This is a genomic window from Rhodococcus sp. Chr-9 (assembly GCF_000801125.1).
In the GTDB taxonomy this organism is placed as follows: domain Bacteria; phylum Actinomycetota; class Actinomycetes; order Mycobacteriales; family Mycobacteriaceae; genus Rhodococcus; species Rhodococcus pyridinivorans.
Map to the genome: position 1 here is coordinate 41,793 of NZ_JTIZ01000071.1, position 25,028 is coordinate 66,820.

A 25,028-nucleotide genomic window follows, 5' to 3' on the forward strand; every position below is an offset into this window, starting at 1 on the left:
TCAGGCGCGGTGGCGAGCCGCTCCCACAGGAGCGAGGCGCAACGCATCGACTGCGGAGCGGTAGCGCCGGGCCACGAGGTCGACGACGGGTTCGGCAACACCGATCGGCGCAGCGACGCCGTCGGCGCCGACCTCCGCCAGGCGGTGGTGGAACAGACCGTCGGCGAGAAGATACGACGCGACGAACACCCGGTGTGCGCCGCCGGCGCGGACCTCGTCCACGACGGTCGCGACCCGCGGTTCTCCGGTGGCGATCCATCCGACGCGCACCGGGGTCTGCACGAGCGACGAGACCATGCGGGCCGTCACGTGGACGTCGTGGCGGGCGCGAGGGTCGGACGAGCCNGCCCTCGACCCAGCCGGCCTGCCGCAACCGCTCGACGAGGACACGGGCGAGAGCAGGATCGGGACCGAGCGCGGGGGTGATCGTCACCGCGTCGTTCCCGCCGGCCGCGACCTCGCGCGGAACGTCGGTGTGCACGTGATAGCCGGAGGCGAGGAAGGCGGGGACGAGCACGGTCGGACGGCCGGTGTCGCGCAGGACCTCCGAGGGCGACGGTCCGAGGACATCGACGAAGGCGACACGGGTGGGACCGACGCGGGAGGAGACGGCATCGGCGAGCGCCGCGATCATGTCGACACCGCGCGGATTGCGGGTGCCGTGCGCGACGAGCAGGAGCGCCGGGTCGGCGTGTGTACCGGTCATGGATGCATTCCTTCCGGGTCGACGGCGAGGCGGTAGCCGCGCTTGACGACGGTCTGCACGATCGCCGGTGCGCCGAGAGCCGAGCGCACCCGGGCGACCGCGGTTTCGACGGCGTGAGTGTCGCCGCCACCGCCGGGCAGGGCCGCGAGGAGTTCCTCGCGGGAGACGACGAGACCGGCGCGCGCGACGAGTGTGCGCATCAGGGCCATCCCGGTAGGGGGAAGGCACCGCACGGTGCCGTCGACGATCACGCAGCGCCCTCGCGGGCTGAGTACGTGACCGCCGGCCTCGATGCGCACAGCCCGCCGGGGCAGTTCCTCGGCGATGTGCCGGGCCAGCGAGCCCAGCCGGGATCGGGTGGGCATGCTGACGGGTACGTCGAGTTCGGTGAGCGGTGCCGCGGTGACGGGACCGACGCACACCGCGGTGACGCCGGTCCGCAGCGACCGGAGCATCGGCTCGAGCCAGCCGGTCTCCTTGGCCCGCATGAGCATCGACGCGACGGCCGGTGCACTGGTGAAGCTCACGGCGTCGAGTCCGCGTTCGACGATCTGCTCGATCATCCGGTCGAGCGCGGTGAGATCCTCGGGGGCCGTCCATCGGTAGACCGGGACGGGCACGACGTCGGCGCCCGCAGCGCGCAGCGCATCGCACACGTCGGTCCCAGGCTCCCATTCGGTGCGCTCGCCGTGCAACTGCACCGCGATGCGGCGGCCGGCGACCCCCTCCTTCAGCAGAAGTTCGAGCACCTCGGCGGTCGATTCCGAGGAAGGAGACCACTCCTCGCGGAGTTCGGCGGCCCGGATCGCGCCCGTGACCTTCGGGCCACGGGCGAGGATCCGGCTCGAGCCGAGTGCCTGCGCGAGGTCGTCGGCGAGTCCCCAGCCCTCCGCTGCACCCATCCACCCGCGGAATCCGATCGCCGTGGTGGCGATCGTGATGTCCGGGGGCTGCGCGACGATGCAGCGGGTGACGCGCTCGAGCTCGTCGTCGTCGGACAGCGGGATGATGCGGATGGCGGGGGCGTGCACGACCTCGGCCCCACGCCTGGTGAGGAGCGTGGCGAACTCCTCGGCACGCCGAGCTGCCGTCACGCCGATGGTGAATCCCCGCAACGGCGCGTTGTCGTCGCTCACGAACCCTCTCCGGTCGGCCCCTCGTGCCGCTGGTCACGGGGGACGAGGCTGTGGATCTGGACGACTCCCGCCCATACGCGCACCTCGTAGACGGGCAGACGCACCGACGGATCGTCGAGGTACCGGCCGTCGTCGAGGGAGAAGACCTGCTTGAGCAGCGGCGACGCCACGGTGGGCTCTCCGCCCCGGTCGCCCACGATACCGCGGGACATCACCGCGGCGCGGCCGAACGGATCGAAGTTGCTTACTGCGCGCAGCGTTCCGTCGTCGAGCAGGAACAGGGCCACCTGCTCGCCGCCGCGCAGCAGCACGGCCACGCCGCGGCCCGGAATGAGATGGCTGAGTGGACAGGCCGAGGTCCATTCCAGTCGCCCGTCGAACACGCTGTCGCGCGTCGATCCCCCTACGGTGTGCGTCTCGATGACGGTCATCGCTGTCCTCCTTGAAACTGCTGTCCTGAAGTGTGGGTGCCGGGTGTTTCGAGCGCGTTACCCGCTCGTTCCCTCGGGGTAAGCGGTCGTCACGCCCCGGTTCCGGGTCCGATGCCCGGCATACCCACGAGGACGGGGACCTTGCGGGGGCCGCTGTCGTCGAAGCGGACCGTGGGGTCGGGCTGCTCGGGCGCGTTGACGAACGAGACGAACCGCGCCAGCTTCTCCGGATCCTCGAGGACACCGGCCCACTCGTCCTTGTAGCCCTCGACATGCTTGGCCATCGCGGCCTCGAGATCGTCGGCGATGCCGAGGACATCGTCGCACACGACCTCCTCGAGGTGCGCGAGACCGCCCTCGAGTGCGTCGAGCCACGGCGCGGTGCGCTGAAGCCGGTCGGCGGTGCGGATGTAGAACATCAGGAACCGGTCGATGTAGCGGACGAGGGTCTCGTCGTCGAGACCACCGGCGAGGAGCTGTGCGTGCTTGGGCGACTGGCCGCCGTTGCCGCACACGTACAGGTTCCAGCCGTTCTCCGTCGCGATGACACCGACGTCCTTGCCGCGTGCCTCGGCGCATTCACGGGCGCAACCCGACACACCCATCTTGAGCTTGTGGGGCGATCGCAGTCCGCGGTAACGCAATTCGAGGGCGACGGCCATCCCGACCGAGTCCTGCACGCCGTAGCGGCACCAGGTGGAGCCGACACAGCTCTTGACGGTGCGCAGCGACTTGCCGTACGCCTGGCCGGATTCCATGCCGGCGTCGACGAGACGCTTCCAGATCTGCGGGAGCTGTTCGACGCGGGCACCGAACAGGTCGACGCGCTGACCGCCGGTCATCTTCACGTAGAGACCGAAATCGCGTGCCACCTCACCGATCACGATGAGCTGCTCGGGGGTGCACTCGCCACCGGGCATGCGCGGCACGACCGAGTAGGTGCCGTTCTTCTGGATGTTGGCGAGGAAGTGGTCGTTCGTGTCCTGCAGACCTGCCTGCTTCGGGTGCAGGATGTGGTCGGAGTCGGTGGACGCGAGGATCGAGGCGACCACCGGCTTGCAGATGTCGCAGCCGTGTCCGGTTCCGTACTGCGCGATGAGCGCGGAGAAGGTGCGGATGCCGGTGGCCTGGACGATCTCGAACAGTTCGGCGCGCGACTGCTCGAAGTGCTCGCACAGGGCCTTCGACATCTGCACACCCGACTGGGCGAGCAGTTGCTTGATGCTCGGGAGGCAGCCGCCGCAGGTGGTGCCCGCACTCGTGCACGACTTGATCTGCGCGATGTCGCAGGCGCCCTCGGAGATCGCGCCGCAGATCGCGCCCTTGGTGACACCGTTGCACGAGCACACCTCGGCGTCGTCGGGCAGCGCGCCGGCGCCCGGCTTCTCCCCCACCGGGGAGATCAGCGTGGCCGGATCACCCGGCAGTTCGCGGCCCACCAGCGGTCGCAGCGTGCCGTAGGCGGAGGCGTCGCCGACGAGGATGCCACCGAGCAGGGTCTTCGCGTCGTCGGAGACGACGAGCTTGGCGTAGGTGCCCTTCGCGGAGTCGGACAGCACGACCTCGAGGGCGCCGGGCGTCGTCGCGTGGGCGTCGCCGAAGCTCGCGACATCCACGCCGAGCAGTTTGAGCTTCGTCGACAGGTCGGCGCCGGGGAACTCGGCGGTGCCGCCGACGAGCCGGTCGGCGACGACCTCGGCGGTGCTGTAGCCGGGGGCTACGAGTCCGTAGCAGGTGCCCTCGACGGCCGCGCATTCACCGATCGCGTAGACGGCCTCGTCCGAGGTGCTCCGACAGGTGCGGTCCGTGAGCACACCGCCGCGGCCGCCGAGTTCGAGTCCGGCCTCGCGGGCGAGTTCGTCCTGGGGACGGATGCCGGCGGAGAAGATCACGAGCCCGGCCGCGAGGACGGAGCCGTCGGACAGGGTCACCTGGAGCGCCTCAGGTCCGGCCTCGATCTTCTCGGTGCCCACACCGGTGTGGGTGACGAGGCCGAGGTCGGTGACGAGACGGTCGAGGACACGGCCGCCGCCCTCGTCGACCTGGGCGGGCATGAGCCGGTTGTTGTACTCGACGACGTGCGGGGTCACGCCCAGCAGGCGCAGCGCGTTGGCGGCCTCGAGTCCGAGCAGGCCACCACCGATGACGATGCCGGCGAGGCCGGCGGCCTTGGCGCGTTCGGCGGCGGCGCGGATGCCGTCGAGATCGTCGAGCGTGCGGTAGACGAAGCAGCCGGGCAGGTCGTGGCCGGGCACGGGGGGCACGAAGGGGTACGAGCCGGTCGCGAGGACGAGGCTGTCGTAGGGCAGAACGTCGCCGCCGGCGGTGGTGACGGTGCGGGCCGCGCGGTCGATTCCCACGGCGCGGGTGCCGACACGCAGGTCGACGAGGTCGTCTGCTGCGTAGTCGTTTCCGGCGAGGGCGAGTTCCTTGCGGTCCCAGGCTCCGACGTAGGACGACAGTCCCACGCGGTCGTAGGCGGCGTCGGCCTCCTCGCCGAGCACGGTCACCGACCAGCTGTTCTGCTCGTCGCGGACGCGAAGGGCTTCGACGAAGCGGTGGGCGACCATTCCGTGTCCGACGACGACGACGTTCTTGCGGCTCATGATGTTCTCTTTCTTCGTGCCGGGATCGGTCAGACTGCGACGCGGGCCGGGGCGGGAGCCTCGGTGGAGGGCTCGCTCGTGGGGGTGGTGTTCGGGCGGCGGAGGAAGACGAACCAGGTCACCGCGATGCACACGAGGTAGAAGATCGCGAAGACCCAGAAGGCCATCGTCGCGGACTGCGCCTCGCCGCCGTAGGAGGCGCGGAAGACGAGGTTGATGCCCACGCCGCCGAGTCCGCCGATGGCACCGGCGAAGCCGATGAGGGCACCGGACATGCTCCGCGACCAGGCGGCCTTCTCGTCGCGATCCAGTTCGTCGAGATCCTGCGCACGGGCCTCGAAGATGGACGGGATCATCTTGTAGACCGAGCCGTTGCCGAGCCCGGAGAGCAGGAACAGGGCGATGAAGCCGAGCACCATGGCGGTCAGCACACCGCCGGTCGCGGCGCCGGTGGTGCGGTCGTCGAGGGTGCCGGCGACGATGAGCACCGCGGCGGCCAGGGCCATCGCGACGAAGGTGTAGAGGGTGATCTTCCCGCCGCCGATGCGGTCGGCGAGCTTTCCGCCGAGCGGGCGCGAGATGGATCCGAGGAGCGGGCCGATGAAGGCGATCTGCGCGGCGTGCAGTGCGGCCTGGGCGGGGGTGTCGCCGCCGGCGAGGAAGTTGATCTGCAGGACCTGACCGAAGGCGAAGCTGAAGCCGATGAACGAACCGAAGGTGCCGATGTAGAGGAAGGAGATGATCCACGAGTCGCGGAACTTCAGCGCGGCGCCCATGGCCCGCAGGTCGGCCTTCTGATCACGGAGGTTGTCCATGAACAGGGCGGCGCCGAGCGCGGCGACGGCGCACAGGACCAGGTAGACCGCGCACACGATCCAGGGCTCGGTGTTGCCGACGGTGGCGATGACGAGCAGGCCGATCAGCTGGACCGCCGGGACACCGATGTTCCCGCCGCCGGCGTTGAGTCCGAGGGCCCAGCCCTTCAGTCGCTGGGGGTAGAAGGCGTTGATGTTGGTCATCGACGAGGCGAAGTTGCCGCCGCCGACACCGGCCAGTGCCGCGACCAGCATGAACGTCGTGTAGGAGTGACCCGGGTTCAGCATCAGGTACAGCGCCCCGATGGTGGGGATCAGCAGTACGAGGGCACTGAAGATGGTCCAGTTGCGGCCACCGAAGCGGGCGGTGGCGACGGTGTAGGGGATGCGGAGGATCGCGCCGACGAGCGTGGGGACGGCGACCAGGAAGAACTTACCGGCGGCGTCGATGCCGTACACCTCGGTGGGCATGAACAGCACCATCACCGACCAGATCGACCAGACGGAGAAGCCGACGTGCTCGGCGATCACCGACCAGATCAGGTTGCGCTTGGCGACCTGCTTGCCGCCGGCCTCCCACGCCTCCACATCCTCGGCGTCCCACCGCTCGATGTTGTGCTTGCGCGCGAATTTGTCTCTGAGACTTTCTTTTTCGATGAAGGTCGTCATCGCCGTTCCTCCTCGGGTCCGTGTTGATCCCAAGGTAGGAAACGGGTGTTGCTACGGTGCTGCCCGCGGTGACCGTCGCGTCAAGAGTTGCTCACCCCGGCCCCGGCCGCCCTGTGAGGTGTTACAGGAGGAACCGCACGAGGTCGGCGGTGTGCGCCAGGCCCGGGAAGGCGTCCTCGGTCGAGCGCGGGTGCAGCGCGTGCACGGCCAAACGGAAGATGACCGCGCGCAGCAGCATCTGCGGCCATTCCGGCAGGTCCTCCCAGCGACCGATGAGCCCTTCGTCGGCACCGCCCCACGACAGTGCGTCGACGACGGCGACGGCGGCCGCCCACGAGGCCGGACGCCAGTAGGGGGTGATGTCGGTCAGCCCGGGTGCTGCGCGCCCGGCGAACAGGACGGTGCCGAACAGGTCGCCGTGGACGAGCTGGTCGGGCAGGTGCACGGGCTTGCGGAAGGTCGCGAGCTGGTTGATCAGGTCGAGACTCTTACGGCCGTCGGGGGTCACCGTCTCGGGCGCACCCGCCGCGCGGGCGCTGCGCAGGGGCACGGTTTCCCAGGCCGCGCGGTCGGCCGCGACGAAGACGTCGACGTCCTCCCAGGGTGCGACCGGAGGCTGCATGAGGAAACGGGGACGTTCGAGCTGCGCGGTGGCGGTGTGCAGCCGCAGCGACAGCGAGACCACTTCGTCGTGCCTGGGCTCGGACGTACCGACGATGTAGGTGTCGGCGCGCCATCCGGAGACCACGTAGCGACCGTCGGTGGACCGCACCGGACGGGCCAGCCGCACACCGTCGACGGTCAGGGTCTCCCGCACTTTGGCGGACCAGGCCGCGCGAGCATGATCGGCGACTCGGGACAGCACCACGTCTCCACACCGGAAACCGCCGTCCCAGTCGGGCCCGAGCGGGACCGGTTCGACGTCGCGGAGACCGAATGTGGAGCACACGTGCTGAGGCGGTTCGAGTGAGCTCACGCAGCTCAACCTACCGCCGCACACCGCTCGGATCGGGAAGGCACTCCGCTGTTTCAGGTCACAACGAGGTCACCGTCAGTACACCGGTAGCGAGGGATCCACCTGCTGCGCCCACGCGATCACCCCGCCGTGCAGATGTGTCGCGTCCGAGAATCCGGCTCGCACAAGCACTTCGAGCGCCTCGGCCGATCGGATTCCCGTCTTGCAGTACAGCACGATCGGCGTGTTCTGCGGCAGGTCGGCGAGGACCTCACCGGAGAGGATGCGGTCCTTCGGCACGAGCCGGGCACCGTCGATGCGGACGATCTCCCACTCGACGGGTTCGCGCACGTCGATCAGCGCGATGTCGCGGCCCTCGTCGAGCATCCGGCGCAACTCGCTGGGGGTGACGGCCGAGCGAGCCGACGCGGCGGCATCGGGAACGATCCCGCAGAAGGCCTCGTAGTCGACGAGTTCGGTGACGGGCACCCGTCCCGGATCCCGGCGCAGGGTCACCGTCCGGAACGACATCGCGAGCGCGTCGTAGATCAGGAGGCGACCGAGCAGCGGCTCGCCGATCCCGGTGATGAGCTTGATCGCCTCGGTCGCCATGACGGTGCCGATCGTGCCGGGCAGGACGCCGAGTACCCCGCCCTCCGCGCAGGAGGGAACCATCCCCGGTGGCGGTGCCTCGGGGTAGAGGTCGCGGTAGTTCAGGCCGCGCCCATCCGGGGCGTCCTCCCAGAACACCGACACCTGGCCTTCGAAACGGAAGATCGATCCCCACACGTAGGGCTTGCCCGCGAGGACCGCGGCGTCGTTGACGAGATAGCGGGTCGCGAAGTTGTCGGTGCCGTCGAGGATGAGGTCGTACTGCTCGAACAGCTGCACGGCATTGCTCGACTCCAGGCGCGTCTCGTGCAGGCGCACAGTCACACCGTCGTTGATCGCCAGGATGCTGTCGCGGGCACTGTCCGCCTTGGGCCGTCCGACGTCGGAGCGGCCGTGGATCACCTGGCGCTGCAGGTTGGACGTCTCCACGTCGTCGAACTCGACGATGCCGATCGTGCCGACCCCCGCCGCCGCGAGATACAGCAGGGCGGGCGAACCCAGGCCGCCGGCGCCGATACACAGCACCCGCGCGTTCTTCAGGCGACGCTGGCCGGTGACCCCGACATTCGGGATGATCAGGTGACGGCTGTACCGCGCGACCTCCTCGTGACCGAGCTCCGGGCCGGGTTCCACCAGCGGCGGAAGGGATCGGCGCGTCGACGGTGCCGTTGCGGTCACGGGTTCTCCTGTCGCGATGCGTCCTGCGTCACCGTCCATGGTGCCATTCCCTGCTGCGACCCCCACTCCGCCCGTCGACCCCCACCTCGCCCGTCGACTCCGCCCGGCCCGTCGACCCCGACCGGCGCCTACGCCCGCGGGTACGGCCACGGGTTGAACCGGCACCGCGCCCCGTCGGCGGGGACCGTGCCGCCCGGGTCCAAGCGCGCGATGTCGTCGTTGGCGGTGCCGAAGGTCTGCTGCATCATGATCGGCGCGAGGCCGCCGTCGGTGGTGCAGGCATCGTGTTGCGCCAGGCCGATGGCGTGGCCGACCTCGTGGTTGACGACGTACTGGCGGTACGACCCGATGTCGCCCTGGAAGGCGACGGCCCCGCGCACCCACCGCGCTTCGTTGAGGAACACCCGCTCCATCGAGGGGTTGAAGCACGATCCCTCGAGCGGGATGTCGTAGCCGCATCCTTCGCGAATGGTCATCTGCGAAGTGAGGGAGATCCGGAAGTCCGGCTCGCCGGTGTCGATCCGGCGGAAGGCGACCGCCTCGTCGCCGATCCAGCTGCGCGGGTCGGCGAGGGTCCGGTCGACCATCGACGCGAAGGCCGCGTCGCCGCCGTAGCCGGTGGTGTCGATGCCCTCCTCGAGTTCCACCGTGTAGGTGAACACACGGGTCTGCCCCGCGCCGACCTGACCCGTGGTGCCGGGCACGACCCGCCACTCCCGCGCACCGACCTCCGTGAATGGGCCGCCCTCCGGCAGCGCACCGGACTCGAGCGACTCGGGGAAGGTTCCCTCGGGTTGCGGGGCCTCGACGATGATCTCGGTGACCTCGCTCGCGTCGGTCTGGTCGGCGGGCTCCTCCGCTCCGGCGCCACGCGCGGCGTCCCACAGCACGATCAGGGTCACGACGGCGAGGATCGGAACGGCGTAGGCGCGCCAGCCGTAGGTGGCGACGAACCTGCCCACGCGGGTCTGCTTGCGGACGTCCCGTTCGGGTCGCGGTCGGCGCGGCGGCCGGTCCGGCCGTCCCACCGGGTCCCACACGGCACGCAGGGGCTGGTGCGACCGGCGACCCACCTCGGGTCGTTCCGTTCCTCGCGACCGGGACGAACCGGGCAGCGTCGGGGAAGGATCTGTCGGCGAGGAGCCCTGCGGGCCCCTGCTCTCGCGCACTCCTCCACGCTCGATCACGGATGTCAGGATGTCATATCGAGACCATTTCGATATCCGAAGCGCCGAACCTGCGCTCCCATTCGTGCACCGGGAACGGATACTGGGCGGTAGGCCGATCCGTTCGACACGCGACTTCACCTGTAACGTGCAGAGACGAGGAGCGCCGAGGTGGTACAGGCCACGTTCGGAAGTAGTGCAGATTGGGAGTAAGCATGACCGACGTCACCGAACGAGCATCCGGCCGGGGTTCCAACGGCAAACGGGGCGCCCGGATGCCGCGTGACGAGCGTCGTGCCCAGTTGCTCGAGGCTGCCAGCGAGGTATTCGTCACACGCGGTTACCACTCGGCCGGCATGGACGAGATCGCCGAGTGTGCCGGAGTGAGCAAGCCCGTCCTGTACCAGCACTTCCCCGGCAAGCTCGAACTGTATTGCGCCGTGCTCCAGAACTACGTGGACACCCTCATCAACGGCGTACGCCAGGCCCTGCGGTCCACCACCGACAACCGTCAGCGCGTGCGCGCCGCAGTGCAGGCCTTCTTCGATTTCGTCGACAACGACAGCCAGGGATTCCGGCTCGTCTTCGAATCCGATCTGATGGGCGAACCGCAGGTGTCGCGGCGAGTGGAGCAGGCCACCGAGGCGTGCGTCGACGCCGTCTTCGACCTCGTCAGCCACGACTCCGGTCTCGATCCGTACCGGGCCCGCATCCTCGCGGTCGGCCTGGTGGGAACGAGCCAGTTCACCGCACGCTACTGGCTCGACGCCGCACGCCCGATCCCCAAGGAGGACGCGGTGGACACCACGGTCGCGCTGGCCTGGGGCGGTCTGAAGCACGTGCCGCTGCAGCCGGAACTCCGTCGTCGCTGACGACACAGAGGCGCACCGTCGTCGCTGACGACATATGAGCACCGTCGTCGCTGACGACACATACCGAGAACGACGAACGGGCCGGGGCGACATGCCCCGGCCCGTTCTCGTCGGTCGCTCTCAGTTGGCGGCGAAGCCGACCTTGCCCAGCGTGGCAGGACCGATGTCCACGTAGCTGATCTTGGCGGCCTGCACGAGAACCTTGCGGCCCTTCTCGTCGACAAGGGCGAGCACCCCGTCGTCGGCGCCGTTCAACGCGGCCCGGACGAGCTTCTCCACCTCGTCGGGCGTCTGGTCGCTGACGACGACAACTTCGCGCGGGCTGTCCGCGACGCCGATCTTGACCTCCACGGTGGACCTCCGATTCTCATGCATTGAAACCGAGCTGGTACTGCTATCAGCCCCAGGCTAATGCAGTCCGAGCACCGACATCCGCTCGGCGTGCTCGACCTGCATGCGATCGAACAGTGCGGCGATGTTCGCCAGGTCACCGGACGCGAGAATCACCAGCTCGGCGAGTTCCTCGTTCTGCGCGAGGACGTACTGCGCCTGGGTGATGGCCTCGCCGAGCAGCCGGCGTCCCCACAGCATCAGGCGGTCCTTCTGCAGCGGGCTGCGCTCGACGACCTCGCGGACCTCATGCACCACGAACTCCGAGTGGCCGGTCTCGGCGAGGACCTCTCGGACCACCGTGGACACCTCGGGAGCAAGCATGTCGGCGATCTCACAGTAGAAATCTGCGGCGATCCTGTCACCGACGTATGCCTTCACGAGAACCTCGAGCCACGTCGACGGAGTGGTCGAGGCGTGGTAGGCGTCGAGGGCTTTGCGGTAGGGCTCCATCGCCGCGTAGATCTCCACACCACGATCGGTGAGCGCGGTGTGGAGCGTCTCGAAATGGCTCATCTCCGCAGCTGCCATGCTTGCGAGGGCGACCCGCCCGCGCAGGGACGGGGAGAACCGTGCGTCCTCGGCGAGCCGGTAGAACGCCGAGATCTCGCCGTACGCGAGCAACGCGAAGAGCTCTGCGACACCGGGGTGATCGGCGGGGACTGCGGGTCCGCCCGGCGTCGTGCCGGACTCGGAGGTGGACTGCGGCGTATCGGCTCCCATGACGACGAAGCGTAGTACTACCTCGTGGAATGCGCCGGAACCGGTACAATGGATCGGGAAGCCCGCGCTTCGAGCCGCCGACCGTGGCCCGCGAGCTTCCCAGATAATGTGCGCGCACCCGAACTGCGGATCGCTGCCGCGCTTCGCCGAGCCTGGTGGAAACCGCTCGCGCTGAGGTGCAGGCCGGTCGCCTTTCCCCCTCGTGCGTGCGTGCCGAGACCAGGAAGGCCGGACCCCTGAGCAAGATCACCATCGACCACGAAGACGACGCGAGCGAAACGACCGTCTCCGCACAACTCGACTCCACCCACGTACCCCCCACCTTCGGCGAACTCGGTGTCCGCGACGAGATCGTCCGCGCCCTCGCCGAGGTCGGCATCGAACGCACCTTCGCGATCCAGGAACTCACCCTGCCGCTGGCCCTCGCCGGCGACGACCTCATCGGGCAGGCCCGTACGGGTATGGGCAAGACCTTCGGCTTCGGAGTTCCGCTCCTGCATCGCATCGCCACCGAGGGCTCCGGCACGACCACCCTCGACGGCACTCCCCGTGCACTCGTGATCGTCCCGACCCGCGAGCTGTGCATCCAGGTCACCAACGACCTCGTGAACGCTTCCAAGTACCTGCCCGGCAGCCGCAAGTCGGGCCTCGAGGTCCTGTCGATCTACGGTGGGCGCCCCTACGAGCAGCAGATCGACGAACTGAAGAAGGGTGTCGACGTCGTCGTCGGTACTCCCGGCCGTCTGCTCGATCTCGCCAACCAGGGCCATCTGATCCTGGGCAAGATCGGCGTGCTCGTCATGGACGAAGCCGACGAGATGCTCGACCTCGGCTTCCTGCCCGACATCGAGCGCATCCTCACGATGGTCCCCGACCGTCGTCAGACGATGCTGTTCTCGGCCACCATGCCCGGCCCGATCATCACCCTCGCCCGCACGTTCCTGAACCGCCCGACGCACATCCGGGCCGAGGAGGCCGAATCGTCGGCCGTGCACGAGCGCACCCAGCAGTTCATCTACCGGGCGCATGCACTCGACAAGGCCGAACTCGTCGCCCGCGTACTGCAGGCCGAGGGTCGCGGCGCCACCATGGTCTTCACCCGCACCAAGCGCACGGCGCAGAAGGTGGCCGACGACCTCGTCGAGCGCGGTTTCGCGTGCGGCGCGGTGCACGGCGACCTCGGTCAGATCGCGCGTGAGAAGGCACTCGACAAGTTCCGCAGCGGCAAGATCGACGTGCTCGTCGCCACGGACGTCGCCGCCCGCGGCATCGACATCGACGACGTCACCCACGTCATCAACTATCAGTGCCCCGAGGACGAGAAGACCTACGTCCACCGCATCGGCCGTACCGGTCGCGCCGGACGCACCGGTATCGCGATCACCCTCGTCGACTGGGACGACGTGCCGCGCTGGCAGCTCATCGACAAGGCTCTCGATCTCGGTATCCCGGATCCGATCGAAACCTACTCGAGCTCCCCGCACCTGTTCGAGGAGCTGAACATCCCGTCCGACGCCACCGGACGCGTCCGCAAGGCCGCTCCCGCCGCCTCGGAGAACGGTGAGAAGCGCGAGCGCGTCGAGCGCGAGGGCGGATCCCGCCCGAAGCGCAACCGGGTCCGCCGTCGTACCGTCCGCGGAAAGTCTGCCGACGGCTCCGCAACGGATGTGGCCGCAACCGGTTCGGACGACTCGGTGAAGGCCGAGAACGAGCCTGCCGCAGCGGAGACGGGTGAGGACACCGGGGCGGCCGCTCCGGCACGTCGTCGCCGTCGTCGCCGTCGCACCCGCTCGGGCGAGGGCCCGGCCGGTCGCGCAGAGCAGCAGGACACGTCGAACGTGGAAGCGGTCTCGACGTCGTCTGCCCGATAACCACGTGCTCGCGCCCGAGCGCCGCACCCGCACCGACCTTCTCGTCGCAGCCGCACTCGTCGTCACCGCTCTGGTGGCGGCGAGTGTCGTCTGGCTGAACTCGGATGCGCGGGGCACCACGTCGACCACCTGGGACGGCCCTGTCCCCACTCTCGCTGCCGCGCAATCTCTTCCGCGCACGCTCGCCGAACTGTGGCGTGCTCCGAGTACGGCGACGACCGCACCGGTGGTGTCCGGCGGCACGGTCGCCACGGCAGACGGTGGTGCGGTCGTCGGCCGCGACCCGCAATCCGGCGAGGAACGCTGGCGGTACGACCGCGACCGGGCGTTGTGCGCGGTCACCGAGGCCTGGGGCGACGTGGTCTCGGTCTATCGCGGCCCGCGGGGATGCGGTCAGGTCACCGCGCTCGACTCGGGCAGTGGCTCTCGGGGCGCGCAACGGTCGAGCGACGCCGACGATCCGATCCGGGTCGTCGGCGCCGGTTCGCACCTGATCGCCTTCGGCGAGTCACGTCTCGAGATGTGGCGCTCCGATCTGGTGCGCACGGTCGAGTACGGGCGCGTCGACGCACCGGTGAACCCGAACGCGCAGCCACGATCGGGTTGCGAACTGCGCTCGGCGGATTCGGGCGCCGAAGTGCTGGCCGTGCTCGAGCAGTGCGCGAACGAGCCGACCAATCGGCTCACCCTTCTCGATCCCACCCCCGACGACAGCACCAAGCCCGAGGAGTTCGCGTCGTCGGTGCTGCCGGAAGCGGGCGGGGACTCCCGCATCGTCGCGGTGGTCGGCGACCGCACGGCGGTCTACCTGGCCCCGGACGACAACGACGGGCCGCGCATCGAGGTCTTCGACAGCGAGGGCGTCCTCCTCGACACGCACGCCCTGCCGCGTCCTGCCGGCGAATCGGACGACCCCGCCCTCGAGCGCGGCGGCGTGCTCGTGTGGTGGACGGGCCGCGACACCGTCGCATTGTCCACCACCGATTTCGCCCCGCAGTGGACCGTCGAGGACACTCTCGGCAACGGCGACATCATGGCCGGTTCGCTGCTCCTTCCCGTCGAGGACGCCCTCGTGGGAGTCGACTCACGGACCGGTGAACCCGGCCCGCGCATCGACGTCGAGCGCGGGACGGTCTCCACGGTGAACGTCGCCGTCGCGGGGAATGTGGTGGTCGAGCAACGCGGCGATGAGCTCGTGGCACTGCGCTGATGGCGAGCCGTCCCGGTCGGTGCTGAAAGCGAGCCGTCCCGGTCGGTGCTGACGTCTCAGTCCGCGACGGCGGTCTCGAAAGTCTCGAGTTCCGCCTCCCCCGACCAGTAGCGCAGCAGGTTCTCGGAGAGCGCCCGGTACGCCTCGGCGCCCTTGTTCTTGCGTCCCGCCAGCACCGTCGCGCCCGAGGCGGAAGCCTCCGCGAAGCGGACCGTGCGGGGTACGGGCGGGGCCAGCACCGGCAGGTCGTACCGGTCGGAGACATCGGCGAGCACGTCGCGACTGTGCGTGGTCCGCGAGTCGTACAGGGTCGGCAGCGCGCCGAGCAGCTCGAGATCCGGATTGGTGATCTGTTTCACCTCGTTCACCGTGCGCAGGAGCTGCCCGACTCCCCTGTGCGCGAGCGTCTCGCACTGCAGCGGAACGAGCACGGACCGCGACGCGGTCAGCCCGTTGAGGGTGAGGACGCCCAGAGAGGGCGGGCAGTCGATGACGACGACGTCGTAGTCGTCCTCCACCGACGCCAACGCCCGCTTCAGGGTGTATTCACGCCCCGGCTTCATGAGCAGCATCGCCTCCGCACCCGCGAGGTCGATGGTCGCCGGCAGCAGCGACATCCCCTCCGCGGTATCGAGCAGAACGTCCTTCGTCTCGACACCGCCCACGAGCACGTCGTGCACGGATCGTTCGAGCTTGTCGGGGTTGTGCCCGAGAGAGAAGGTCAGGCACCCCTGAGGGTCGAGATCGACGACGAGCACCCGCCGGCCCAGCGCCGACAGCGCGGCCCCCAACGACGCGACGGTGGTTGTCTTGGCGACGCCACCCTTCTGATTTGCCACTGCAAGTACCGTTGCCACGACCCCGATCCTCGCGCACTCGGCGGCGCAGCGCGAGGTGAATCCGCCCACGAGACCGCAGGAGGCAGCCCGCCGTGATCCGCAGAGCCACACCCGAGGACGTCCCCGCGATCACCGGGCTGATCTACGACCTCGCCGAATACGAGAAGGCCCGGCACGAGTGCACCGTGGTGCCCGAGCAGATCCACGAGGCTCTTTTCGGGCCGCAGCCCTCGGTGTACGCGCACGTCGCAGAGGAATCCGGAGAGGACGGCACCGAAGGCCGGGTCGTCGGGGTGGCGTTGTGGTTCCGGAACTTCTCCACGTGGGACGGCGTGCACGGGATCTACCTCGAAGATCTGTTCGTCCGTCCCGAACACCGCGGCAAGGGACACGGACGGGCACTGCTCGCGGCGCTCGCCCACGAATGCGTGGAGCGCGGTTACACCCGCCTGAGTTGGTCGGTGCTGGACTGGAACGAGCCGTCCATCGGTTTCTACCGATCCCTCGGTGCCGTCGCGCAGGACGAGTGGACGACCTTCAGGCTCAGCGGCCCCGCCCTGCAAGCGCTCGGCAGCTGAGCCGGATCACTCGTCGACGTCGGGCGCGTACTCGTGCGCGAGCCACCGCGACGTGGGCGGGCTGAACAGCAGCACGAGCGTGGGGACCACGACGAGCGCCAGCACAGTGCCGATGACCGGCTGGTGGGAGTCCGTCAGCAGCGACCACACCACGGGCAGCAACAACAGCTGCGCGAGTATCGCCACGGCACGTCCCCAGCGCACACCGCGCACGAGCGCGATCCCGCCGGCCAGGACCCCGCCGAACAGGATGAACAGCCACAGCGCGAAGCCGTAGCCATTGGTGACCGACTGATCGTGTTCGCCCGAGGCGGCGCGGATGATCGAGTACACCGCGAATCCCATCGCGACGACGCCCTCGAGGACGACGAGCCAACCGGCGGCACGCACGGTCGACGGAACGCTGCTGCGAGGTGTTTCGAGAGGCACCCGTCCAGCGTAGTGGACCCGCCGGGCACCACTTAGGCTGATGTTCCGTGCGCGCCCTGCTGATCGTGAACCCGAATGCGACGACGACCACCCCGGCCGGTCGCGACCGCCTCGCTCACGCCCTGAGAGGCCGGCTCGCGCTGACCGTCGCGCACACGACCCACCGCGGGCACGCCGCAGAACTGGCGCGTTCGGCGCACGCCGACGGGATGGACGTCGTCGTCGCGCACGGTGGCGACGGCACCGTCAACGAGATCGTCAACGGCCTCCTCGGCCCCTCCCCCTACCGAGGCGCCGATCCGACCCTGCCGCGACTCGCGGTGGTGCCCGGCGGCTCGGCGAACGTGTTCGCGCGATCCCTGGGACTGTCCGCCGATCCACTCGAGGCCACCGAGCAGGTACTCGAGTCGTTGCAGGAGGGCAGGACCAGCCGGATCGGCCTCGGCCACTGCGACGGGCGGTGGTTCACCTTCAACGCGGGCCTCGGTCTCGACGCCCAGGTGTGCGAGGCCATAGACCTGAGCCGCGCCGAGGGCAAGAAGGTGACGACGGCGCGCTACGTGCGGCACGCGGTGGCCCGGTTCTTCGCGTCGAAGCGGGCCGAACCGGCGCTCACGCTCGAGATGCCCGGATCCGAACCTGTTTCGGGGGTGCACTATGCGTTCGTGTCGAACTCGAGTCCGTGGACCTATCTCGAGTCCCGGCCGGTGCACACGAATCCCGGCACCTCGTTCGACACCGGTTTGGGCGTGTTTGCTATGACGACGACCCGGGTACTTCCGAGCCTGCGGGTGGTGAGACAACTTCTGGCCGCCCGCGGCGAGCCGGCGTCGCCGCATCTGGTGCGTGCGGACGATGTCGCGCGCGTGCGCGCCCGGGCCTCGCGCCCGATCGGACTTCAGGTCGACGGCGACTATCTCGGACTCCGGACCGAGGTCGAGTTCGTGTCCGTGGCGTCGATCCTCGATGTCGTCGCGCCCCGCTGACGATCCCCCCAGCGGGACAGCGACAGAAAGAGAAGCACGAATTCTGTGATTGCCACTACCTTCTCGGCTCGAGGGGAGTAGAAAGAGGGATCGGCGAACTCGTAGCCCACACCAGCGTGAGCTTCCCCACGATCGTGGTCGATTCTATTGACTCCACGCTCGTTCGTGAAAGCATTCACAAGTAACCGCGCGGAAACACTCCGTGCCACAGGCGTGAACACGCATTGACCAATCAGCCGGTGCACACGCACCATCGAAGGAGAGTAGAAGCATGGACTGGCGCCACAAGGCCATCTGCCGCGACGAGGATCCGGAACTGTTCTTCCCCGTGGGAAACAGCGGCCCGGCTCTCGCGCAGATCGCGGATGCCAAGCTCGTGTGCAACCGTTGCCCCGTCACCGCCGAATGCCTCTCCTGGGCGCTCGAATCCGGCCAGGATGCCGGCGTCTGGGGCGGTATGAGCGAGGACGAGCGCCGCGCCCTCAAGCGTCGCAACGCCCGCACCCGCGCTCGTACGGCGGTCTGAGCAACTCCGATAGACGTTCGAAGGCCCGGCTCCCCTACGGGGGAGGCCGGGCCTTCTTACGTGCACGGTCGAAAGGACGATCAGGCGACCGGCACCTTGCCCAGCGGTAGTTGCAGGCGTGCATCGGTCCCGCCGACCTCGTTGGACGTCAACTCCAACGATCCGCCGAGCTCGGCAGCCACGAGGGTCCGGACGATCTGCAGACCGAGCCGGTTCGACGCCTCGAGGCTGAACCCCTCGGGAAGACCCTTCCCCTCGTCGCGGACCACGACGTCGAGCATGCGGGCCGAACGCTGGGCATTGACGGTGACCGTGCCGTTCACGCCCGGATCGAAGGCGTGCTCGACGGCGTTCTGGACGAGTTCGGTCAGCACCATGACCAGAGGCGTGGCGCGATCCGCGGGGAACACGCCGAGATTCCCCTCCCGCACCACCCGGATCTGGCTGCCGACCGTCGACACGTCGACGACGATGGGGATCAGCTGGTCGAACACACCGTCGAGATCGACCTCCTCGTCCACTGACATCGACAGCGCCTCATGGACCAGGGCGATGGATGTCACGCGACGGACCGCCTCCCCCAGGGCCTGCTGGGCTTCCGCGTTCCCGGTTCGGCGCGCCTGCAGTCGCAGCAGCGCGGCGACCGTCTGCAGGTTGTTCTTGACACGGTGGTGGATCTCGCGGATGGTCGCGTCTTTGCTCAGCAGTGCCCGGTCGCGTCGCTTGACCTCGGTGACGTCGCGGACGATCACCGCGGCGCCCCGAATCTTCCCTCCCGGGTTCAGGACCAACGCACGGATCAGAACGGTGGCCCCGAGTGCCTCGATCTCCATGCGCTGCCCCAGACGGCCCTCCACGGCCCCGCGGAGGTAGTCGGTGACGTCGCGACTCTCGAAGGGATCGGTGACCAGTGCGCGGGTCGTCTCGACGAGATCCTGACCGATCAGGTCGGAGTTCAGACCCATCCGGTGATAGGCCGACAGCGCGTTGGGGCTCGCGTAGACGACCTTGCCCTTCCGGTCGAGCCGGATGAATCCGTCGCCCGCACGCGGACTCGACTTGGTGTCCGAGCGCGCCTCGGGCGTCGGGAAAGTGCCCTCGCTGATCATCCGGTAGAGGTCGTCGGCGCATTCGAGATAGGCCGTCTCGAGCGCGCTGGCCGACCGCCGCGACACGCGGGCGGCGTCGCGGCTGAGCACCGCGACGACCCGACCGTCCCAGCGCACCGGCACGGCCTGACGGATGTTGATCCCGGCGCCCGGGGACGACTTGACGTCGACGATCTCTCCGGTTTCGAAAGCCTTACGGACGTAAGGATGTTCGTTGTCGGAGACGAGCGTGCCGACGGCGTCCTCGGGGATCACCGTCGAGGCGGTGGTGGGTCGGCACTGTGCGACGCACACGATTCCGGACGGCGCCGCGTCGACCCACAGGAGGACGTCGGCGAACGACAGGTCGGCGAGCAACTGCCACTCGCCCACGACACGTTGGAGGTGATCGACGGCCGCGCCCGGAAGATTCGTGTACCTCGCGAGCAACGAACTGAGTGTGGACACGGGAACCGCTTTCGTACTCAGGAGATACCCGCTGTCAGGAGATCACGGCGATGAGGTCGCCCTGCTGGATGACATCCCCGACCGAGACTCCGACGGAGGTCACGGTGCCCGCCGACTCGGCGAGCACGGGAATCTCCATCTTCATCGACTCGAGGATCACCAGCGTGTCGCCCTCGGCCACCACGTCACCCTCTCGCACGACGACCTCGAACACGGTCGATACCATCTCCGCGCGTACGTCTTCCGCCATCGAACACCTCGTTTCACGCTCCGGCGGCGGACCTGCCGACAGGACCACTCGACCGCACGTGAAACACTGTAATGAACGAGAAAGGAGATCCCACCATGGGTAAGCGAGGTCGCAAGAAGCGCAGCCGCAAGGGTAACGCCGCCAACCACGGCAAGCGTCCCAACGCCTGAGACGCGGACAGGGGCCGGAAAGCAGCAGCTTTCCGGCCCCTGTCACGTTCGGGGGTCTCACCCAGGACTCGGTACGAGTGAACTCGCCTACGACTCGGCGCTGTCCGTCTCGGTGATCACCACGGTGCGGCGGATCTGCAGCATGAGCCGCTCCCGCAGGCCCTCGGGTGCGTGTTCCCCGCCGCACTTGCGGCTGAGCAGCGATTTGATCTTCTCCTCGATCCCGTAGGCCTCGAGGCAGGTGCCGCACTCGTCGAGGTGCCGCTGCAGCTTCTCGCGGGAACCGGCGTCGCATTCGGAGTCGAGAAGCAGGTAGACGTCCGCGATGACCGCCGAGCAGTCGAGTCGATCGAAGTCGGGTTCGCTCACTGCGGTGCTCCCTTTCCGCTCTCGGGCTGATCCGATGTTCCGGTTGTGGCGTCCACGGCCTTCTCCCGCATGAAACCGCGATCGCGCGCCACGTCGGCCAACAGGCCCCGCAGCTGCTTGCGACCCCGGTGCAGTCTCGACATCACGGTGCCGATCGGCGTCCCCATGATCTCGGCGATCTCCTTGTAGGGGAACCCTTCGACGTCGGCGTAGTAGACGGCCATGCGGAACTCCTCGGGAAGTTCCTGCAACGCCGCCTTGATGTCGTCGTCGGGAAGCGCGTCGAGTGCCTCGACTTCCGCGGACCGCAGACCGGTCGACGAATGCTCGGCCGTGGCGGCGAGCTGCCAGTCGGTGATCTCGTCGGTCGGGTACTGCGCGGGTTGCCGCTGACGCTTCCGGTACGAGTTGATGTAGGTGTTGGTGAGGATCCGGTACAGCCAGGCCTTGAGGTTGGTGCCCTCGCGGAACGACCGGAAGGCGGAGAACGCCTTGATGTAGGTCTCCTGTACGAGGTCCTCGGCGTCGGAGGGGTTGCGGGTCATCCGCAGCGCAGCGCCGTAGAGCTGATCGAGCAGGGGAAGCGCGTCCCGCTCGAACCGCTCGGTCAGTTCTTCCACAGACTCCTCGATCACACCGATCCCTTCATCGACGCCTGTCGAGAAGGCTACCGGTCCGACGGCGTCCGGATCGGGGGGACGTCCGATGGCGTCCGGTCGAGGCGGGCACAGCACTGCCACGAATTCTCCGATCGTCGGGTCTCGGGTGGCCGGTGGATCCACCCGTCGGTGTGCAACGCCGTGCCCACCGCGCTTGTTCCCCACCTCCGGTTCTCTAGAGTGATCGGATGGCCTCGACATCCACTCCCGCGACGGTGTTGTTGAAGCGCGAGAAGGTCGCGCACCGGGTCCACGAATACGCACATGACCCGAGGTCGTCGTCCTTCGGCGCCGAAGCCGTCGAGGAACTCGGCACACACCTCGGGGTTTCCGCCGAACAGATCTTCAAGACGCTGGTGGTGTCGCTGTCCGACGGCAAGCTCGCCGTCGCGGTGATCCCGGTCCCGGCGACGCTGTCGCTCAAGGCCGCAGCCGGGGCGCTGGGCGGCGGCAAGGCCGTGATGGCCGATCACACCGCCGCCGAACGCGCGACCGGGTACGTCGTCGGCGGCATCTCCCCGCTCGGGCAGCGCAAGCGTCTGCGCACCGTGGTCGACGTCTCCGCCGAGCAGTGGGACCGGGTGCTGTGCAGCGCGGGTCGGCGAGGGCTCGAGATCGAACTGGATCCGCACGATCTGATCCGGCTGACCGGTGCCGTCGTGGCACCGATCACGGCCGGTCCGTAGGGCCCGTCCGCTCCGGCAGCGCCTACAACAGCACCATCTGATCGCCGGCGCCGTCGTCGGGTTGCAGCAGTTCGGGGCCGTTGTTGCGGATGCTGTTGACCTTCGCGGACACGCGGCGGATCTCGATCGCCGAGATCGCCTCGACGCTCGGCACGATCAGATCCGGATGGCCGAGGCTGTCGGGGTCGAGCCACGCATCCCACCGCTCCGGCGGGAGGATCAGCGGCATCCGTTCGTGCACGTTGCCGAGTTGCTCGACCGACTGAGCGGTGAGGATCGCCGTGCTCGACAGCGGCGGTGCCTTCGGGTTCCGCGGATCGCGCCACTCCGCCCACACCCCGGCCATGCAGATCCGCGAGCCGTCGGCCGGCGCCATGAAGTACGGCACCTTGCGAGGCTTGCCGTCCGGCGCGGGTTCGACCTGCCATTCGTACCAGCCGTCCATCGGGACGAGGCACCGCTTGTAGCGCAGCGACCGCGCGAAGCTCGGCTTGGTGGCGACCGATTCGGATCTCGCGTTGATCAGTGGTGCGCTTCCGCCCACCTCTTCGGCGAAGTGCGGCACGAGTCCCCATCGCATGCGGCGGATACGGCGGCGGACGGGACCGTCGGGATATTCCCCGTCGTGCCGGGCGACAACGGTGAGCACCTCGGTCGTCGGCGCGACGTTGTAGTCGGGCTCCCGCCCGTCCCGGCTGCTGTCGTCGCCGGTCTCGTCGAGTGCGTCGAGTTCGACGGCGAGCGTCGCCGGGTCGGCGGTGGAGACATACCTTCCGCACATGCCGTCGAGTGTGGCATCGCCGGGTGACGGAACCGACACCGGCGCGCACCGGGTGGGCGAGGGTGCCCGCACCGGTCCGGATGGGCGAAGATGGTCGGGTGAGTCTGTGGAGAGCACCCCGCGCCGTGTCCCCGGTTCGAGCGTCGGTGACGCTGCCGGGATCGAAGTCGATCACCAACCGTGCCCTGATCCTGGCCGCACTCGCCGACGGGCCGTCCACCCTGACCGGCGCGCTGCGCAGCCGCGACACCGACCTGATGATCGGGGCCCTGCGCACGCTCGGCACGACCGTCACCGAGCGCGACGGCGGCACCACCCTCGACGTGACCCCCGGCCCCCTGCGCGGAGGCGAGGTCGCCTGCGGATTGGCCGGCACCGTCATGCGGTTCGTACCGCCGCTGGCCGCACTGGCCGACGGCGACGTGCGGTTCGACGGCGACGAACAGGCCCGCGTCCGCCCGATGAGCACCGTGCTCGACGCCCTGCGCGCCCTCGGCGCCGACATCGACGGCGACCGGCTGCCCTTCACCGTGCACGGCCGCGGTGCGGTGCGCGGCGGTTCCGTGACCATCGACGCTTCCGCGTCCTCGCAGTTCGTCTCGGGTCTGCTGCTGTCCGGGGCCGCCTTCGACGAGGGCGTGGTGGTCCGCCACGCCGGTGAACCGGTGCCGTCGATGCCGCACATCGAGATGACGGTCGAGATGCTCCGAACGGCCGGGGTCCCCGTCGACACCTCCGAGACCGACACCTGGCGGGTGCCCCCGACGACGATCAAGGCCGTCGACGTCACCGTCGAGCCCGACCTGTCGAACGCCACGCCCTTCCTCGCGGCCGCGGCGGTCACCGGTGGTGTCGTCTCGGTGCCCCTGTGGCCCGAGTCGACCACCCAGGCCGGCGACGCGATCCGCGGCATCCTCGAGCAGATGGGCGCCGAGGTGACGTGGGCCGACGGGACGCTGACCGTGCACGGCCCGGGCGAATTGCGAGGCATCGACGTGGACCTGCACGACGTCGGCGAGCTGGCGCCGACCGTCGCGGCCCTCGCCGCGGTCGCCGCCTCGCCCTCCGACCTGCGCGGTATCGCGCACCTGCGCGGTCACGAGACCGACCGGCTGGCGGCGCTCGCCACCGAGATCGGTCGTCTCGGGGGTTCGATCACCGAGACCGAGGACGGTCTACACATCGAGCCGACGCCGCTGCACGGTGGTATCTGGCACTCCTACGCCGACCACCGGATGGCCACGGCCGGTGCGATCCTCGGGCTCGTCGTCGACGGGATCGAGGTCGAGGACATCGGCACCACTGCCAAGACGCTCCCCGATTTCGAAGGCCTGTGGGAGTCGCTGCTGACGGGGAGCGACTCCTGAGGCGGCGGGAGTACGACGAGTCCGACGTCCGGGTCCGCCCCGGGCGCGGCTCGCGGCCGCGCACGAAGGACCGCCCGGCCCACCGCAATGCCGAGGAGGGCATGGTCGTCTCCGTCGACCGCGGGCGGTGGGGTGTCGCGCTCGGCGGTGATCCCGACCGGATCGTGACGACGATGCGGGCACGCGAGCTCGGCCGGACCCCGATCGTGGTGGGCGATCAGGTGGGTGTCGTCGGCGATCTCTCCGGTCGCCCCGACACGCTCGCGCGCATCGTGCGGGTCGAGGACCGCAGCACCGTCCTGCGGCGCACGGCCGACGACACCGATCCGTTCGAGCGCATCGTCGTCGCCAATGCCGAACAGCTGCTCATCGTGGTCGCGCTCGCCGATCCCCCACCACGGACCGGACTCGTCGAACGCGCACTCGTCGCGGCCTATGCCGGCGGTCTCGCTCCCCTGCTGGGACTGACCAAGAGCGACCTCGCCGATCCCGACGAGTTCGCCGCGCACTTCGCGGATCTCGACATCCCGGTGCTGCTCGTCGGTCAGGACGACGATCTCACCGCCCTGCACGAGCGGATCGACGGTCGCGTGACCGCCCTGATCGGGCACTCGGGGGTCGGCAAGTCGACACTGGTGAACAGGCTCGTCCCCGACGCCGACCGCGCCACCGGCGAGGTCTCCGGGGTGGGCAAGGGACGTCACACCTCCACCCAGTCGGTGGCCCTGCATCTGCCCGAGGGCGGGTGGGTGGTCGACACCCCGGGCATCCGGTCGTTCGGGCTCGCGCACATCGGGCCCGACGACGTCGTCGCGGCGTTCGGGGACCTGGCCGAAGCGGTCGAGGACTGCCCGCGCGGGTGCACGCATCTCGGCCCGCCCGCCGATCCCGAATGTGCCTTCGACTCGTTGGAGGGCAAGTCGCACAACCGGGCGATGGCCGTGCGCGAACTGCTCACGGCGCTCGCGTCCAACGACCCCTGGTGAACCGAC

General features: G+C 69.0%; 27 protein-coding genes and 1 pseudogene. 10 read left to right on the forward strand and 18 right to left on the reverse strand.

The features are described from left to right. The 9 genes and pseudogenes from QR64_RS27670 to QR64_RS07720 all read right to left on the reverse strand — a co-directional run. A partial coding sequence (locus QR64_RS27670; protein WP_318025573.1) for a CbiX/SirB N-terminal domain-containing protein occupies positions 1 to 345 on the reverse strand: 345 nt, incomplete at its 5' end. 1 nt (position 346) lies between these two features. Continuing rightward, positions 347 to 706 (reverse strand): annotated as a pseudogene (locus tag QR64_RS27675) (sirohydrochlorin chelatase); the annotation flags it as partial. Next, complete coding sequence (locus tag QR64_RS07690; protein WP_024101479.1) at positions 703 to 1,842, reverse strand: uroporphyrinogen-III synthase; 1,140 nt, start codon at positions 1,840 to 1,842, stop codon at positions 703 to 705. The pseudogene QR64_RS27675 and the gene QR64_RS07690, both read right to left, overlap by 4 nt. Next, positions 1,839 to 2,273, reverse strand: coding sequence for a nitrite reductase small subunit NirD (nirD, locus tag QR64_RS07695; protein ID WP_006550251.1), 435 nt, complete (start codon positions 2,271 to 2,273; stop codon positions 1,839 to 1,841). Before nirD ends, QR64_RS07690 begins: the two co-directional genes overlap by 4 nt. An 89-nt stretch (positions 2,274 to 2,362) precedes the next feature. Then, on the reverse strand, positions 2,363 to 4,879 hold the full coding sequence (gene nirB, locus QR64_RS07700) for a nitrite reductase large subunit NirB (RefSeq protein ID WP_033097106.1): 2,517 nt from the start codon (positions 4,877 to 4,879) through the stop codon (positions 2,363 to 2,365). A 29-nt stretch (positions 4,880 to 4,908) separates the two neighbouring features. Continuing rightward, positions 4,909 to 6,363, reverse strand: a complete 1,455-nt coding sequence (locus tag QR64_RS07705) for a nitrate/nitrite transporter (protein WP_039584791.1) — start codon at positions 6,361 to 6,363, stop codon at positions 4,909 to 4,911. A 121-nt stretch (positions 6,364 to 6,484) separates the two neighbouring features. After that, positions 6,485 to 7,339, reverse strand: a complete 855-nt coding sequence (locus QR64_RS07710; RefSeq protein ID WP_006550248.1) for a TIGR02569 family protein — start codon at positions 7,337 to 7,339, stop codon at positions 6,485 to 6,487. A 75-nt stretch (positions 7,340 to 7,414) separates the two neighbouring features. Then, positions 7,415 to 8,647 (reverse strand): adenylyltransferase/sulfurtransferase MoeZ, encoded by a 1,233-nt coding sequence (moeZ, locus tag QR64_RS07715; RefSeq protein ID WP_052227241.1) that lies wholly within the window; start codon positions 8,645 to 8,647, stop codon positions 7,415 to 7,417. Between the two features lie 89 nt (positions 8,648 to 8,736). Next, complete coding sequence (locus QR64_RS07720; protein WP_373922158.1) at positions 8,737 to 9,795, reverse strand: DUF3152 domain-containing protein; 1,059 nt, start codon at positions 9,793 to 9,795, stop codon at positions 8,737 to 8,739. Positions 9,796 to 9,989: 194 nt separating this feature from the next. On the opposite strand from QR64_RS07720, the gene QR64_RS07725 reads away from it, so the two are divergent. After that, positions 9,990 to 10,646 carry a TetR/AcrR family transcriptional regulator gene (locus QR64_RS07725; protein ID WP_006550245.1) on the forward strand — a complete coding sequence of 219 codons (657 nt, stop codon included), beginning with the start codon at positions 9,990 to 9,992 and terminating at the stop codon, positions 10,644 to 10,646. A gap of 120 nt (positions 10,647 to 10,766) precedes the next feature. On the opposite strand, the gene QR64_RS07730 is transcribed toward QR64_RS07725, so the two are convergent. Beyond that, positions 10,767 to 10,997, reverse strand: coding sequence for a DUF3107 domain-containing protein (locus QR64_RS07730; protein ID WP_006550244.1), 231 nt, complete (start codon positions 10,995 to 10,997; stop codon positions 10,767 to 10,769). Positions 10,998 to 11,054: 57 nt separating this feature from the next. Further along, positions 11,055 to 11,759 (reverse strand): ferritin-like fold-containing protein, encoded by a 705-nt coding sequence (locus QR64_RS07735; RefSeq protein WP_006550243.1) that lies wholly within the window; start codon positions 11,757 to 11,759, stop codon positions 11,055 to 11,057. A 206-nt stretch (positions 11,760 to 11,965) separates the two neighbouring features. Between QR64_RS07735 and QR64_RS07740 the strand changes: the two genes are divergently transcribed. After that, a complete protein-coding gene (locus tag QR64_RS07740; protein WP_019288483.1) occupies positions 11,966 to 13,630 on the forward strand; it encodes a DEAD/DEAH box helicase in 1,665 nt (554 codons plus the stop codon). Between the two features lie 4 nt (positions 13,631 to 13,634). Then, entirely contained in the window at positions 13,635 to 14,840 is a 1,206-nt protein-coding gene (locus QR64_RS07745) for a hypothetical protein (RefSeq protein WP_019288484.1), read from the forward strand. 56 nt (positions 14,841 to 14,896) lie between these two features. Here QR64_RS07745 and QR64_RS07750 read toward each other — a convergent pair whose 3' ends face one another. Next, positions 14,897 to 15,697 carry a ParA family protein gene (locus QR64_RS07750; RefSeq protein ID WP_039584904.1) on the reverse strand — a complete coding sequence of 267 codons (801 nt, stop codon included), beginning with the start codon at positions 15,695 to 15,697 and terminating at the stop codon, positions 14,897 to 14,899. 74 nt (positions 15,698 to 15,771) lie between these two features. Between QR64_RS07750 and QR64_RS07755 the strand changes: the two genes are divergently transcribed. Further along, the gene (locus QR64_RS07755) at positions 15,772 to 16,257 is read left to right on the forward strand and encodes a GNAT family N-acetyltransferase (RefSeq protein WP_006550239.1); all 486 of its coding nucleotides are present in this window, start codon (positions 15,772 to 15,774) and stop codon (positions 16,255 to 16,257) included. A 6-nt stretch (positions 16,258 to 16,263) separates the two neighbouring features. Here QR64_RS07755 and QR64_RS07760 read toward each other — a convergent pair whose 3' ends face one another. After that, positions 16,264 to 16,686, reverse strand: a complete 423-nt coding sequence (locus tag QR64_RS07760) for a hypothetical protein (protein WP_024101488.1) — start codon at positions 16,684 to 16,686, stop codon at positions 16,264 to 16,266. A gap of 47 nt (positions 16,687 to 16,733) precedes the next feature. Here QR64_RS07760 and QR64_RS07765 point away from each other — a divergent pair, with 47 nt between their 5' ends. Together QR64_RS07765 and QR64_RS07770 are read left to right on the forward strand one after the other, a co-directional pair. Then, positions 16,734 to 17,672, forward strand: coding sequence for a diacylglycerol/lipid kinase family protein (locus tag QR64_RS07765; protein ID WP_039584794.1), 939 nt, complete (start codon positions 16,734 to 16,736; stop codon positions 17,670 to 17,672). Between the two features lie 271 nt (positions 17,673 to 17,943). Continuing rightward, positions 17,944 to 18,198: a WhiB family transcriptional regulator gene (locus QR64_RS07770; protein WP_006550236.1), complete on the forward strand. Its 255-nt coding sequence runs from the start codon at positions 17,944 to 17,946 to the stop codon at positions 18,196 to 18,198. A gap of 80 nt (positions 18,199 to 18,278) precedes the next feature. Here QR64_RS07770 and QR64_RS07775 read toward each other — a convergent pair whose 3' ends face one another. After that, positions 18,279 to 19,754 (reverse strand): sensor histidine kinase, encoded by a 1,476-nt coding sequence (locus QR64_RS07775; protein ID WP_039584795.1) that lies wholly within the window; start codon positions 19,752 to 19,754, stop codon positions 18,279 to 18,281. 34 nt (positions 19,755 to 19,788) lie between these two features. Then, positions 19,789 to 20,004, reverse strand: a complete 216-nt coding sequence (locus QR64_RS07780) for a biotin/lipoyl-binding carrier protein (RefSeq protein WP_006550234.1) — start codon at positions 20,002 to 20,004, stop codon at positions 19,789 to 19,791. Positions 20,005 to 20,099: 95 nt separating this feature from the next. Here QR64_RS07780 and QR64_RS28830 point away from each other — a divergent pair, with 95 nt between their 5' ends. Beyond that, complete coding sequence (locus QR64_RS28830; RefSeq protein WP_022597109.1) at positions 20,100 to 20,174, forward strand: 50S ribosomal protein bL37; 75 nt, start codon at positions 20,100 to 20,102, stop codon at positions 20,172 to 20,174. An 87-nt stretch (positions 20,175 to 20,261) separates the two neighbouring features. Here QR64_RS28830 and rsrA read toward each other — a convergent pair whose 3' ends face one another. Together rsrA and QR64_RS07790 are read right to left on the reverse strand one after the other, a co-directional pair. Next, positions 20,262 to 20,543 (reverse strand): mycothiol system anti-sigma-R factor, encoded by a 282-nt coding sequence (gene rsrA / locus QR64_RS07785; protein ID WP_006550233.1) that lies wholly within the window; start codon positions 20,541 to 20,543, stop codon positions 20,262 to 20,264. After that, the gene (locus QR64_RS07790; RefSeq protein ID WP_371683125.1) at positions 20,540 to 21,184 is read right to left on the reverse strand and encodes a sigma-70 family RNA polymerase sigma factor; all 645 of its coding nucleotides are present in this window, start codon (positions 21,182 to 21,184) and stop codon (positions 20,540 to 20,542) included. Before QR64_RS07790 ends, rsrA begins: the two co-directional genes overlap by 4 nt. A gap of 206 nt (positions 21,185 to 21,390) precedes the next feature. Here QR64_RS07790 and ybaK point away from each other — a divergent pair, with 206 nt between their 5' ends. Further along, positions 21,391 to 21,888 (forward strand): Cys-tRNA(Pro) deacylase, encoded by a 498-nt coding sequence (gene ybaK / locus QR64_RS07795; protein WP_039584796.1) that lies wholly within the window; start codon positions 21,391 to 21,393, stop codon positions 21,886 to 21,888. Positions 21,889 to 21,910: 22 nt separating this feature from the next. On the opposite strand, the gene QR64_RS07800 is transcribed toward ybaK, so the two are convergent. Further along, positions 21,911 to 22,669 (reverse strand): SOS response-associated peptidase, encoded by a 759-nt coding sequence (locus tag QR64_RS07800; protein ID WP_039584797.1) that lies wholly within the window; start codon positions 22,667 to 22,669, stop codon positions 21,911 to 21,913. Between the two features lie 80 nt (positions 22,670 to 22,749). Here QR64_RS07800 and aroA point away from each other — a divergent pair, with 80 nt between their 5' ends. Continuing rightward, positions 22,750 to 24,036, forward strand: a complete 1,287-nt coding sequence (aroA, locus tag QR64_RS07805; RefSeq protein WP_039584906.1) for a 3-phosphoshikimate 1-carboxyvinyltransferase — start codon at positions 22,750 to 22,752, stop codon at positions 24,034 to 24,036. Beyond that, positions 24,003 to 25,022 carry a ribosome small subunit-dependent GTPase A gene (gene rsgA / locus QR64_RS07810; RefSeq protein WP_006550228.1) on the forward strand — a complete coding sequence of 340 codons (1,020 nt, stop codon included), beginning with the start codon at positions 24,003 to 24,005 and terminating at the stop codon, positions 25,020 to 25,022. Before aroA ends, rsgA begins: the two co-directional genes overlap by 34 nt. Positions 25,023 to 25,028: the final 6 nt, after the last annotated feature.